We start from the raw sequence: 12,553 nt of genomic DNA on the forward strand, positions 1-12,553 counted from the left end.
CGCCGCCTGATGCGTGCGGTGCCGGTTTTACGCCATGATGTGCTCGCCGGCATCAACATAGAGCGTACTGCCGGTGAGGTTAATGCCCAGATCGCTGACCAGAAAAGCAGCCATGGCGCCGACATCCGCCGGTGTACTTAGCCTATGCAGCGGCGCCTGGGCAATAGTGTGTTCCATCAGCGTATCGAACTGCGCAATACCGGATGCTGCACGCGTAGGCATGGGGCCCGGCGACAGCGCATGCACGCGGATATCCTGGCCCCCGAGCTCTGCCGCCAGATAGCGCACTGAACTTTCCAGCGCGGCCTTGACCGGCCCCATCAGGTTGTAGTGATCAACCACCTTTTGGGCACCGTAGTAACTCATGGTCAGCAGTGTACCTCCGGCAGGCATCAGCGCTTCAGCCAGGCGAGCGATACGAATGAAGGAGTGACAGGAAATATCCATCGCCCGGGCAAAGCCCTGCTGCGACGTATCCAGCAACCGACCATGCAGCTCATCCAGCGCCGACCAGGCAATGGAGTGAATCACGAAGTCGATTGTGCCCCAGGTGGTTTTGGCCGTATCAAACAGCCGCTCTAGATCTCCTGGCTGGCCCACATCACAGGCCTGAAAAATCGTCGCACCGAGGCGTTCAGCCAGTGGCGCCACATGGGAGCGCGCCTTGTCGTTCTGGTAACTGATGCACAGTTCGGCGCCGGCCTCGCGCAGCGCCAGGGCGCACCCGTATGCAATGCTCTGGTCATTTGCCACCCCCAGTACAATTCCCTTTTTACCGCTCAAATCGATTGCCAGGCTCATGTCCAGTTCCTTTAGGAGGTTGTTGATCCGTCGAGAGTAGCAGTTCCAACGCTGTTTGCATCCACGCAGCATGGTGCCGCGCCAAGGGAGCACGCTCACTGATGCAGGTCAAACAATTGACGATCAGTGCTCAGACGCAGCCGTCTCGAATACCACCATGGTGCCAATCTGCTGGCTGCGCTGGCGTATAGGCTGGCATCGTTGTGTGGCCAGCCATTGCGGGGTATCGGCGGGATGGCGGTTCTCGTCATCCAGATCCAGTGCGGGGATGCGGGTCTGGGGGCTCAGCTCCAGCTCGGCACCGAGTTTTTTCACCAGCCAGTGCGCCCGCGCATTGGCCCGGACCAGACGCCCGCGCCGGTCAAATGCCAGCAGCCCCTGCACTTTCCAGCGCCGGAATAATGCCTCGGTCTCGTCCAGTACCTCCTGTCGGGCCCGAAAGTAGAACGCCGACAGATTGGCTTCAATCAGCCGGGCCGCGTCCATCGCAAAATCCAGCGCGTGGCCCTGGTAGCTGTCCGTGAAACCCGAGACATCCACGGCCCCCAGCACCCGCCCATCGTGGGGATCGCGAATGACATCGGCCGAACAGGTATAGCGCTTGATGCCACTGCAAAAATGCTCGGCGCCATACAGCTGTACCGCTTCTGCCGCCGCCAGCGCCGTGCCAATGGCATTGGTGCCCACTGCCGACTCTGACCAGAGGCCACCGGTTACCAGATTGACCCCCTGCGCGGCATGGCGCGTACGACGGTCGCCGGCCACATCCAGGATGAGGCCGCTGGCATCGGCCAGCAGGATGACGCTATCGGCCTTGTGCAGCAGCTCCCCTGCCCGCTGCAGCACCGGATGGGCGGCCTCGCGCAGATCTGCCTGTCGATAGCGATGGAATTCAATCTGGACGGGGTCGTCGATCAGTGGGGCATGCCGCAGTTGCGGATCAAGGCGTGACTGATGGCAGCGGCGCCAGGAGTCCTCCACCACCGGCCGAATGTCCTGGTTGCTGTAATCCTGACCCAGCACAAACCGCTCCCACACCTCCAGCAGGCGGTGATGGTGCTGCGGATTGCTAAGCAGCTGGGAGCGATCGCGGATGGAGGCCGCCGCCTGTGCCGCCTGCGTGCGGGTAAAAAAATGGCCGTGGCGCACAAAGCCTGCCACCACGCCAGCCTTGACCGCCGTTACACGACCGCTGTCGAGCCTTGCAAGTACCAGTTCCGCGGGCAGGCCATCCAGCAAGTGCATGGGCGCCGACGCACCATTGGCAAAGCAGGACGGGTGCACAACGCCGGTTTCCATATCGTAGAACGCGGGCCTGAAGCCCAGATCGCGGTTCTCATCGCTGATCCCGCCACTGCCACGGAAAACGTCGTTTTGCAGACGCAGCATCTCGGGCGTCAGCTCAACTCTGGCGGCTGGAGGGCTTGCCGTGAAGACCGTCTTGCCAACCATAGTACCTCCTGACCCTGGGGCCCGGTAGCCGGGTTAGTGCGAGCTGTACGTCCATATTGTGGCGCGTCGCCAGATGTGTGCGGGCGCGCACTGCGCAGCCCGAAATTCAGCCTGCCTTGAGTATAGCCCGCATCCCCTGGGGTTCTGAGGTTTGCAGCCTTGAGCTTTAGAGCCCAACGCCAGGCAGCGGCGGTCCCAGGGAAGCGGCGCCGGGAAAAAAGTCGGTAATAGACCCAAAGCGGATACCAGGCATCCGGCTGCAGTTACCTGGCAGTTCCGTTCTTGGTGCCATTTGCTTTGATGGTAGTGATCAGGCTTTTCCGTTCGTCCTGGGCTGCCACAAACCGGTTCGGTGGCCTCTTCTGTCAGCATTCGTGCGGGCGCCAAAAATACACACTGGGTCTGCTCACACTATGCTGATAGTGATGCTGGTACGTCGCTTTCTTAACCAGCCAGGGCAGTGGACTGCGCCCAAGCGCCACCGCTGAACTTAGCCAGCACGCCATGGAGATGGAATATGAGTACGAAACCAAATACAAAACAAAATCAGCACACAGACCCAGTCTGCAATATGGTGGTATCAAGCGACTCCGAATTCCATTCACACCATGAAGACAACGAGTATTATTTTTGCAGCGAACGTTGCCTGCAGAAATTTAACGAGCATCCAGAGCAATATCTCGATCAGCAGACCTTGGCACCTCATGCAGCTCAGGCTGAGTCAAGCCCTTATACATGCCCCATGCATCCTGAAATCCAGCAACAGGGGCCCGGCAATTGCCCGAAATGCGGGATGGCGCTGGAGCCGATGCACGCACCGGAGACCTCGGCCCGCACCGAGTACAGATGCCCCATGCATCCCGAGGTGGTGCAGGATCACCCCGGTAGCTGCCCCAAATGCGGGATGGCACTCGAAGCCGTGACAACATCCGGCGGCGAAGAAAAGAATGCAGAGCTTGTCTACATGAGCCGCCGATTCTGGGTGTGCACCCTTCTCGCTCTGCCCGTGTTTTTCCTCGCCATGACAGCCGATATGCTACCTGCCTGGCTGCCGGATTGGCTTTCAATGCAAACAGTTCAATGGATTGAGTTCGTGTTGGCAACACCTGTTGTGCTGTGGGGCGGCTGGCCATTTTTTGTCCGCGGCTGGCAATCCGTCCGAACATGGAACCTCAATATGTTCACCCTGATTGCACTGGGTGTCTCTGTCGCCTGGGGGTATAGCGTTACGGCCCTGCTGTTTCCACAGATTTTCCCTCCGGTCATGCGCAGCGAAAATGGCTTGGTGGCTGTCTACTTTGAAGCTTCAGCCGTGATTACGGCTCTGGTCCTTATGGGGCAAGTCCTTGAGTTACGCGCTCGTTCACGCACCAATGCGGCCATTCAGATGCTGCTTGGTCTTGCGCCGAATACGGCGCGCATCCTGAACGAGGATGGAACCGAAAAAGATATCCCTCTGGAGGAGGTAAAGCCCGGCGATACCTTGCGGGTCCGACCCGGCGAGAAAGTACCGGTTGATGGTACTGTCATCGAAGGTGAAAGTAATATAGATGAATCCATGGTTACCGGAGAACCTGTCCCTATAGCAAAATCAACCGACGACAAACTCATCGGCGCTACGGTAAATGGAACCGGCAGCTTGCTGATGCGGGCGGAAAAAGTCGGCTCCGACACCCTGCTGGCACAAATCATAAAAATGGTGGCTGATGCACAAAGGTCGCGGGCACCCATACAAAAATTGGCGGATACTGTGGCGGGTTATTTTGTCCCCGCGGTGGTTGGCGCGGCGGCGGTCGCTTTTATTGTTTGGTGGCTGTGGGGCCCGGAGCCACGTCTGGCGCATGCCGTTGTGAATGCCGTGGCTGTGCTTATCATCGCCTGTCCATGTGCACTGGGCCTTGCCACACCAATTTCCATCATGGTGGGAACGGGGCGTGGCGCCCAGGCCGGAGTCTTAATTAAAAATGCCGAAGCACTCGAGATCATGGAAAAAGTCGACACCCTGGTTGTGGATAAAACCGGTACGCTAACCGAAGGCAAACCAAAGCTGGTTGCTGTGCAGGCAGAATCAGGATTGGACGATGATGAGATATTGCGCATGGCCGCCAGCCTCGAACGCGCCAGCGAACACCCTTTGGCGGAGGCTATTGTCAATGGGGCTGAAGAACGCGGGATCAAGCTGGCTAAAGCCAGTAACTTTCAGTCGATTACCGGTAAAGGCGTCACAGGCGAAGTTGACGGACATAAGGTGGCAGTCGGCAACCTGAAACTGTTAGAAAGCCTGAATATTAAAACGGGTGAATTATCTCAGCAAGCAGATAAAGAACGCGTCAAGGGAATGACCGTCATGCTGATTGCGATTGACGGCCAAGCAGCAGGTTTAATTGGTGTTGCTGACCCCATCAAAGACGCAACAGGCGAAGCCATTAGCGATTTGCATGCCGAAGGTATCCGGATCGTCATGCTTACCGGTGACAGTAAAACCACCGCCAAAGCTGTTGCCGACAAGCTGGGGATCGATCAGGTACATGCTGAAGTGTCTCCTGAACAAAAAGCCGAAGTCATTAAACAGCTTCAAGCAGAAGGCCGTATCGTCGCCATGGCTGGCGACGGTATTAACGATGCCCCTGCCCTGGCACAGGCCCATGTCGGCATTGCCATGGGCACGGGTACCGATGTAGCAATAGAAAGCGCGAACGTCACTTTAATTAAAGGTGATTTACGGGGAATTGTCAGAGCGAGACGACTAAGCCGGGCCACCATGCGTAATATCAAGCAAAATTTATTCTTTGCCTTTATTTACAACATAGCGGGTATTCCAGTGGCCGCCGGAATATTATATCCGTTCTTTGGAATACTGTTATCGCCAATGATTGCCGCTGCTGCAATGAGTTTCAGCTCGGTATCCGTGATCAGCAATTCGCTCAGACTAAGACAGGTAAAATTATAAACCATGAACGATGGTTTTCGATTTCAGAATGTCCGGTTAATCGGGTAGCAGACGGGGTCATGTTAGACTTTTCAGAATGACGAGAGCAACGTCAGTTTGATCTGAGCCCACTTAATCGAGAAGAGAGAGTTAGCAGCCATGAAACGAGTGCCTCAACTGCGCGACTTGTCTGACGATCATCACCAGGGGTTGGTCCTGGCGCGAAAGGCGAAGATGGCCGCATTGGGCCAAAAGGAGCCTTGCGGGCCCGAGATCTGGGCGGAGGTGGAGGCAGTGTTCCGGCGAGAACTGGAGCCTCACTTCGAAATCGAGGAATCGTTCATCGCAGAACCGCTTAGAGCGGCCGGCGAGTCACAATTAGCACAGCGACTCTGCGACGAGCATGAGGCGCTGCGTCAATACCTCATGCCTGGGCATCCGCGAACCTTAGACGACTTGCGCCTTTTTGGAGAACTCCTGCAGCAGCACATTCGCTTCGAGGAGCGGGAGTTGTTCCAGGTCGCCCAGCACAAGCTGACGAGCGAGGAGCTCGGCGCCGTTGCGCAAGCCTGCCACGACAGAGACCGCGAAACCTAGCCTACGGTGACGCAACAGGCGCGGTTGCGGTTTAACTGTCGCGCTAAGCTGACGGGTCAATACGAAAGGTTAATGTCCGTGTAGTGCCGCCCCCTGACAGCAGCATCCACCGAACACCATAAAAACTAGCCAAAAAGGCGGTGAATGTCAGATCGAGTCTGAATGACTACACCTGAACAAGACCAAAACGAACTTCGGCATCCTGCTTGAGGCGCTCCCATGAGATCGGGAAACCCTGCGGTTCGACAAAGCCATTGAGGTTGTATTGCTCCAGCATGCCGCCGGTGACCACCTCGTTTTTTTTTGCAGGCGGCATGCTGGAATTCCTAGAACATAAGGATGCCTTCAACTGGGTTAACACCGCGATCAGCAATTTAAAAGCTCGCCAAGGCAGCTGCCACTCGATCGGAGCCACGCATACCCCCTGTCTCTGACTGAAGATTGCTACCGGTTCAATAACCGGGTTGATCTGCGTGCCTGAATGCCCAAGCTTGGGCACCAGGAAGTGCGGACACCGCCTTACAAAAGATGGCTGAGGTTTTTGGGCAGTCAGGTAAATCACGGTCAATTGCTGCTTCTTTCCTATACTTCAGGTACACGATTTGTAAACGATGTACTCACCGGTTCGGTTTAGGTCGTCCCTGATGCAAATCGATCAATGACGATCCCTCTGGTAACGAGCTGCCATTGTGGATTAAGGAGCAATCGCGTGACCGATCAAGATAGCCCCACCGACCCTGACCCCGATTCAGACTCAACCAACCCCAACCCCAACGCCGAGCATGACCTTGCGACGCGCTTTCCAACCGCCTATACCATTCTGTTTCTGCTGATTATTTTTGTCGCGGCCCTGACCTGGGTCGTACCCGCTGGCAAGTACGAGCGGGTAATGAACGAAGAAGTCGGTCGGGAAGTGGCGGTGCCAGGAACCTACCAGACGGTAGATCCGAACCCACAGGGCTTTGTCGATATTATGCTGGCGCCAACAGCTGGGTTCTATGATCCGGACAGCTATGCGGCCAATGCCATAGACGTTGCCCTCTTTGTTCTGTTTCTGGGCGGTTTCCTGGGTGTTATGAATGCCACTGGAGCCATTGATACCGGCATACGCAGTGCCATGCGCCATCTCAAGGGTCATGAAATCTGGATGATCCCGATACTTATGTCGCTGTTTGCCATTGGCGGCACAACCTACGGCATGGCCGAAGAGACGCTGGCGTTCTATGCGATCCTGATCCCGGTGATGATGGCGGCCGGCTTTGATGCGGTTACCGGGGTTGCCATCATTCTTATCGGTGCCGGCATCGGTGTTATGGGTTCAACTATTAATCCGTTTGCTACGGTCATTGCCGCCAATGCTGCCAATATCCCATTTACCGATGGCATTGTGCTGCGCTTCATTCTGCTGATCGGCGGGCTGGTGATCTGTTCAGTCTATGTCATGCGTTATGCCAAGCGCGTAAAGGCAGATCCATCACTGTCGGTGGTGGCCAAACAGTGGGATGCTCATCGCCGTCTGTTTCTGCAGGGACATGAGAAGGGCGTTGAAGATGCCACGCTCAACGGCACGCAAATGGTTGCGCTGGTGATCTTTGCGCTGACCTTTGCAGTGATGATCTGGGGGGTCTCGTCACAGGGATGGTGGATGGCCCGCATGGGCTCGCTGTTCTTTGGCTCGGCTATCCTGATTGGCCTCATCGCACGTCTTGGCGAGAAAAAGCTCACCGGCAGCTTTGTTGATGGTGCGCGTGATCTGTTAGGTGTCGCGCTGGTGGTCGGCCTGGCCCGAGGCATTGTCGTGATCATGGATCAGGGCATGATTGCCGATACGATTCTGCACAGCGCTGAAACGTCCCTGGGAGGCCTGCCGCAACTGGCCTTTATCAACCTGATGTTCTGGATTGAAGCGGGCATGAGTTTCTTTGTGCCGTCGTCCTCCGGATTGGCGGTATTGTCCATGCCAATCCTTGCCCCGCTGGCGGATTTCGCCAACGTCGGACGCGACCTGGTGGTCACCGCCTATCAGTCCGCCAACGGTCTGGTTAACCTGATCAACCCCACCTTTGCGGTGGTGGTCGGTGGACTGGCCATTGGTCGTGTCTCCTATGATCGCTGGATAGCCTTTATCTGGCCCCTGTTAGTGATTCTTGTCATTTTCATTACGGTTGTGATCAGCGCAGCTACCTTCCTGTGATGCAGGATGAGCGAGGGGTAAGTCATGTCTGAACAAACGCTTGGCGTACATTCCGAAACCGGTACTTTGCGGCAGGTCATTGTCTGCCGCCCCGGGCTGGCCCATCGGCGGCTGACGCCGTCTAATTGCGATGCGTTGTTGTTTGATGATGTCTTCTGGGTCAAGCAGGCACAGAAGGACCATGATGTTTTTTCCAGTCTGATGCGCGCACGGGGTATCGAGGTACTTGATGTCAATGAACTGCTGGCGCAAACCCTGGCGATCACCAAGGCCCGTAAATGGATTCTGGATCACCGGATCACCTGGAACGAAATTGGTGTCGGGATGCTGTCCGACCTGCGCGCCTGGATGGACAAGCTGCCCGACGCCAAACTGGCAGATTTCCTGATCGGCGGGTTAGAGGTTGCCGATCTGCCCTTTGAGCCTGCTGGGCTGTTCGGCAATCACCTGGGGCATTACGGTTTTGTGTTGCCGCCGCTACCCAACTTCCTGTTCACCCGGGATAACAGCGCCTGGATCTACGGTGGGGTAACCCTCAACCCAATGTATTGGTCAGCGCGCAAACCCGAGACCCTGCTGATGGCGGCCATCTACCGTTACCACCCGAAATTTGCCGGTAAGGTTGATGTGCACTGGGGTGACCCCTTGCAGGATCATGGGCTTGCCAGTCTGGAAGGGGGCGATGTCATGGCCGTAGGCAATGGCGTGGTGCTCGTGGGCATGGGAGAGCGGTCCTCGCCTCAGGGCATTGGCCAAATGGCCAACGCCCTGTTCGAGAAAGGCGCAGCGCAAAGGGTAATTGCCTGTCAGATCCCAAAATCCCGGTCGGCCATGCACCTGGATACCATTTTTACGTTATGCGGCGGCGATGTGGTCACCACCTTCAAGGAAGTGGCGGACGAAGTGATCTGCTATGACCTGCGCCCCGGTGAGGGCAAAAAGCACCTCACCTTCCGTCAGGACCCCCGGCCACTTTTTGAGGTGGTGGCAGAGATCCTTGGCTATACGTCTTTGCAGGTCATTCCTACCGGTGGCAATGATCCGGCGGAGCGCGAGCGTGAGCAGTGGAACGACGGCAACAACGTGCTGGCGCTGAGCCCGGGTGTGGTAGTGGGTTACGACCGCAACGATGACACCAATGCAGCCCTGGAGGCTGCCGGTATCGAAGTGCTGGCGATTCCTGGGGCAGAGCTGGGCAGGGGCCGTGGCGGCGGGCACTGCATGAGTTGCCCAACGATACGTGATCCCATTTAATCTCAAAGGACACACACTATGGCCTTTAACCTGAAGAACCGTCATTTCCTGACGCTTCGTGACTTTACTCCCCGTGAGATCAGTTTTTTGCTGAAGCTGGCACTGGATCTGAAAACGGCCAAATACGCCGGCACCGAAGTGCCGCGGCTCAATGGCAAGGATATTGCGCTGATCTTTGAAAAAAACTCGACCCGTACCCGAGTCGGGTTTGAAGTGGCCGCCTACGATCAGGGTGCCCGCGTCACGTTTCTGGGGCCCACGGGCACCCATATTGGCCATAAGGAGTCGGTGAAGGATACCGCCCGGGTGCTGGGCCGGGTCTACGACGCGATCGAATATCGCGGCTTTGGCCAGTCGGTGGTCGAGGAACTGGCGAGGTATGCTGGCGTCCCGGTCTACAACGGCCTGACGGATGAGTTTCATCCGACTCAGATCCTGGCCGATTTCCTCACTATGCAGGAGCATGTCGAAAAGCCACTGCATGAGGTTGCCTATGTGTTCCTCGGTGATGCCGCCAACAACATGGGTGACAGTCTGCTGATCGGTGGCGCCAAGATGGGCATGGATGTTCGTCTCTGCGCGCCCGAAATATGCTGGCCGCGCCAGGCCGTGCAGGATGAAGCCCGCGAGATTGCCCGGGAAACCGGCGCCCGCATCACAATCACATCCGACGTGGATGCCGCCGTTGCCGGGGTCGACTTCGTCTACACCGATGTCTGGGTGTCCATGGGCGAGCCCAAAGAGAAATGGGCCGAGAGAATCAAGCTGCTGATGCCCTATCAGGTCAATGCGGCGGTGATGGAAAAAACCGGCAACCCCCGGGCCTGCTTCATGCACTGCCTGCCCGCCTTTCACAATACCGACACGTCCGTTGGCAAGGAGATGCAAGCGCAGTTCGGTATCGACGCCATGGAAGTCACCGAAGCGGTTTTCGAGAGCCCGGCGTCCATCGTCTTCGATCAGGCGGAAAACCGCATGCATACGATCAAGGCCGTGCTGGTTGCGACATTAGGGTCCTGAAGCTGGAATTGGCTGTCGATAAAAGGCGCACATTATGTTGATTGTTGCAGCTCTGGGCGGCAACGCCCTGTTGAAACGCGGTGAACCCCTGACCGCTGAAGCCCAGCGCGACAACGTCCGCACAGCGGCGGTGTCGCTGGCCGAACTTGTTCGTGCCGGGCATCAGCTGGTGGTGACCCATGGTAACGGTCCCCAAGTGGGGCTGCTGGCGTTGCAGGGTGCGGCCTATAAGCCGGAGGAGGCCTATCCGCTGGATGTGCTGGGTGCAGAAACCGAGGGCATGATCGGCTACATAATCGAGCAGGAGCTGGAGAACGCCCTCGGCCATGATCGCCCTGTGGCGACTTTGCTCACCCAGGTGGTTGTCGACCGGGACGATCCGGCATTTGCCAGGCCTACCAAGTTTGTCGGGCCTGTGTATGAAAAGGCCGAAGCGGAATCCCGGGCGGCCGCGGCCGGCTGGCAAATAGCGGCGGACGGCGACAAGTGGCGCCGGGTAGTGCCTTCACCCAGGCCCCTGGAGATTCCCGATCTGCGGGTTTTGCAACTGTTGCTGGATCAGCAGGTGGTGGTGATCTGCGCCGGCGGCGGCGGCATTCCGGTGCTGCGTCGCAATGACGGCAGCATGATTGGCGTTGAGGCGGTTATTGACAAGGACGCCGCCAGTGCCCTGCTGGCACGTCAGCTCGGTGCCGACGCTTTGCTGCTGCTAACGGACGTGGACGCGGTTTATCGGGATTTCAGTACGCCAGACGCAACTCCGATTGGCGAGTTGACACCAGCGCAGGCGCGAGCACTGGCCGTGCCGGCCGGCTCCATGGGACCTAAGGTGGCAGCTGGCTGTGATTTCGCGCAGACGGGTGGCATCAGTGGTATCGGTCGGCTTGAGGATGCGCTCGCCATTCTCGAGGGGCACGCCGGTACGCGGATTACAAACGCCGGCGAGAAAAGCACCCGTCGGACTTAACACTCATCTGCTCGGCTCTGGCATCCTGCTTCGCCCTACCTCCTACCTCCTACCTCCTGCATCCATGCAGTCGTGCGGAAAAACCGACTCTCTCCGGTAAAGAGGGGTCATTTTTGTTTACTCTTTATAGAATCACTTTTCACAAGCGACATCCCTGTAGCTTGCCCTTTGGGCAGCTATCGCTGTGTAAATCAGCAATCCTGCCGATTTATCGCCTTAAAAGAGTTCAAAAACGGCCTCATTCAATCGCCTGGGGCGATTGAGCGTGCTAAACCCGAAGGGGTGGGCGTCACGCTTGGCTCGCTCGTCACCCCAGTAACACCCAGGCGTGAATGCCCTCCTTGTGCCAGAAGCAGACCACAGCAGCCAACGCAGTCCAGAAAAATCCATTAAAAAAGGGCGATGAGTAAACTCATCGCCCTTTTTATTTACCGGCATATTATTTACCGACCCAGCCCGCACTCCCCCTTAACGGAAAATGCAGCACAGGCTCAATATTAATCAGGCCGCGTCCAGGCGCTGACTGATGTAACGGATGCTCTGTTCCAGCGCGGCCAGCGGGTTGGCAAGCGCGGTAACCTCGCTCGAAAACGGCTCAAACGAAATGTAGCCGCTGTAACCACCCTGCAGCAGGCTGCGGATCTGCCCGACATTGCCCAGCCGGTCTTTGGGGCCGACCAGCACGCGGTGCGCGTCCAGCATGTCATCAAAAGAAATGGCCGGATCTTCCACGCCGGAGATGTGCACCAGACCGGTATTCTGAGGGAAGAATTCGGTTTCACCGGCGCCCTGGTGGTGGAAGGTATCATGCACCAGGCCAAAGCGGTCTTCAGCACCCAGCGCCCTAATGGCCGCCACTGCATCCTGTTTCAGGCGCAGTGACGAGATCGGAAAGCCCAGCGGCTCAACAAAGCCCTTGAGATTGTATTTTTCCAGAATTGGCTTGATCGCGGTCAGTGCTTCCAGCAGACCGACCTCTTTCTGCGCGTCTGTGGCGTCATAGGCGCCGTCGTTCAATGGGCACATCACCAGCCCCTTGGCGCCGCAGGCGCTGGCCAGCTGGGCCAGTTTTTCGGCCGCTTGCGCCCGCTCCTCGTTCCAGATATTGAACGGGTAGAGCGCATTGATACTCAACACTTCTATACCCAGCTCTTCTGCCCTGGCACCAATCGCCCTGGCATTTTCAAGTTCAGTAACGCTGTTTTCCTGTACATCGTTACGCAGTTCGACGGCCTGAATACCCATTGTCTTGGCGGCATCCAGCAATTCGAACGCCGTCATCGACGGGGCGACCATGTGATTGAGAGAGAATTTCAGGGGTGACAAGGACATGACAAAT

10 protein-coding genes are annotated in these 12,553 nt (G+C 57.2%); 6 read left to right on the plus strand and 4 right to left on the minus strand.

The features are described from left to right. Positions 1 to 27: 27 nt before the first annotated feature. Positions 28 to 801 carry an enoyl-ACP reductase FabI gene (gene fabI, locus MRS74_RS14685; RefSeq protein WP_254581027.1) on the minus strand — a complete coding sequence of 258 codons (774 nt, stop codon included), beginning with the start codon at positions 799 to 801 and terminating at the stop codon, positions 28 to 30. Between the two features lie 123 nt (positions 802 to 924). Continuing rightward, the gene (locus MRS74_RS14690) at positions 925 to 2,253 is read right to left on the minus strand and encodes a GAF domain-containing protein (RefSeq protein ID WP_254581028.1); all 1,329 of its coding nucleotides are present in this window, start codon (positions 2,251 to 2,253) and stop codon (positions 925 to 927) included. 517 nt (positions 2,254 to 2,770) lie between these two features. Here MRS74_RS14690 and MRS74_RS14695 point away from each other — a divergent pair. Beyond that, positions 2,771 to 5,203 carry a heavy metal translocating P-type ATPase gene (locus tag MRS74_RS14695; protein ID WP_254581029.1) on the plus strand — a complete coding sequence of 811 codons (2,433 nt, stop codon included), beginning with the start codon at positions 2,771 to 2,773 and terminating at the stop codon, positions 5,201 to 5,203. A 138-nt stretch (positions 5,204 to 5,341) separates the two neighbouring features. Then, positions 5,342 to 5,779, plus strand: coding sequence for a hemerythrin domain-containing protein (locus tag MRS74_RS14700; RefSeq protein WP_254581030.1), 438 nt, complete (start codon positions 5,342 to 5,344; stop codon positions 5,777 to 5,779). Positions 5,780 to 5,945: 166 nt separating this feature from the next. Here the strand turns inward: MRS74_RS14700 and MRS74_RS14705 are convergent, their stop codons facing one another. Next, on the minus strand, positions 5,946 to 6,095 hold the full coding sequence (locus MRS74_RS14705) for a hypothetical protein (protein WP_254581031.1): 150 nt from the start codon (positions 6,093 to 6,095) through the stop codon (positions 5,946 to 5,948). Positions 6,096 to 6,488: 393 nt separating this feature from the next. Between MRS74_RS14705 and MRS74_RS14710 the strand changes: the two genes are divergently transcribed. From MRS74_RS14710 to arcC, 4 genes are read left to right on the plus strand one after another with little or no spacing between them, the layout of a single operon-like run. Continuing rightward, positions 6,489 to 7,973 carry a YfcC family protein gene (locus MRS74_RS14710; protein ID WP_254581032.1) on the plus strand — a complete coding sequence of 495 codons (1,485 nt, stop codon included), beginning with the start codon at positions 6,489 to 6,491 and terminating at the stop codon, positions 7,971 to 7,973. A gap of 24 nt (positions 7,974 to 7,997) precedes the next feature. Further along, entirely contained in the window at positions 7,998 to 9,227 is a 1,230-nt protein-coding gene (locus MRS74_RS14715) for an arginine deiminase (RefSeq protein WP_254581033.1), read from the plus strand. Positions 9,228 to 9,245: 18 nt separating this feature from the next. Next, positions 9,246 to 10,247 (plus strand): ornithine carbamoyltransferase, encoded by a 1,002-nt coding sequence (gene argF, locus MRS74_RS14720; protein WP_254581034.1) that lies wholly within the window; start codon positions 9,246 to 9,248, stop codon positions 10,245 to 10,247. 34 nt (positions 10,248 to 10,281) lie between these two features. Next, the gene (gene arcC / locus MRS74_RS14725) at positions 10,282 to 11,214 is read left to right on the plus strand and encodes a carbamate kinase (RefSeq protein WP_254581035.1); all 933 of its coding nucleotides are present in this window, start codon (positions 10,282 to 10,284) and stop codon (positions 11,212 to 11,214) included. Positions 11,215 to 11,715: 501 nt separating this feature from the next. Here arcC and MRS74_RS14730 read toward each other — a convergent pair. Next, positions 11,716 to 12,546, minus strand: coding sequence for a TIM barrel protein (locus tag MRS74_RS14730; RefSeq protein WP_254581036.1), 831 nt, complete (start codon positions 12,544 to 12,546; stop codon positions 11,716 to 11,718). Between the last annotated feature and the right edge of the window lie 7 nt (positions 12,547 to 12,553).

Source organism: Marinobacterium sedimentorum (assembly GCF_024267675.1).
Taxonomy (GTDB): Bacteria; Pseudomonadota; Gammaproteobacteria; order Pseudomonadales; family Balneatricaceae; genus Marinobacterium_A; species Marinobacterium_A sedimentorum.

Excerpts from the sequence above, each read along its gene's own strand:
- fabI (WP_254581027.1), bottom strand. The coding sequence starts at position 801 with ATGAGCCTGGCAATCGATTTGAGCGGTAAAAAGGGAATTGTACTGGGG.
- MRS74_RS14690 (WP_254581028.1), bottom strand. The coding sequence starts at position 2,253 with ATGGTTGGCAAGACGGTCTTCACGGCAAGCCCTCCAGCCGCCAGAGTT.
- MRS74_RS14695 (WP_254581029.1), top strand. The coding sequence starts at position 2,771 with ATGAGTACGAAACCAAATACAAAACAAAATCAGCACACAGACCCAGTC.
- MRS74_RS14700 (WP_254581030.1), top strand. The coding sequence starts at position 5,342 with ATGAAACGAGTGCCTCAACTGCGCGACTTGTCTGACGATCATCACCAG.
- MRS74_RS14705 (WP_254581031.1), bottom strand. The coding sequence starts at position 6,095 with ATGCCGCCTGCAAAAAAAAACGAGGTGGTCACCGGCGGCATGCTGGAG.
- MRS74_RS14715 (WP_254581033.1), top strand. The coding sequence starts at position 7,998 with ATGTCTGAACAAACGCTTGGCGTACATTCCGAAACCGGTACTTTGCGG.
- argF (WP_254581034.1), top strand. The coding sequence starts at position 9,246 with ATGGCCTTTAACCTGAAGAACCGTCATTTCCTGACGCTTCGTGACTTT.
- arcC (WP_254581035.1), top strand. The coding sequence starts at position 10,282 with ATGTTGATTGTTGCAGCTCTGGGCGGCAACGCCCTGTTGAAACGCGGT.
- MRS74_RS14730 (WP_254581036.1), bottom strand. The coding sequence starts at position 12,546 with ATGTCCTTGTCACCCCTGAAATTCTCTCTCAATCACATGGTCGCCCCG.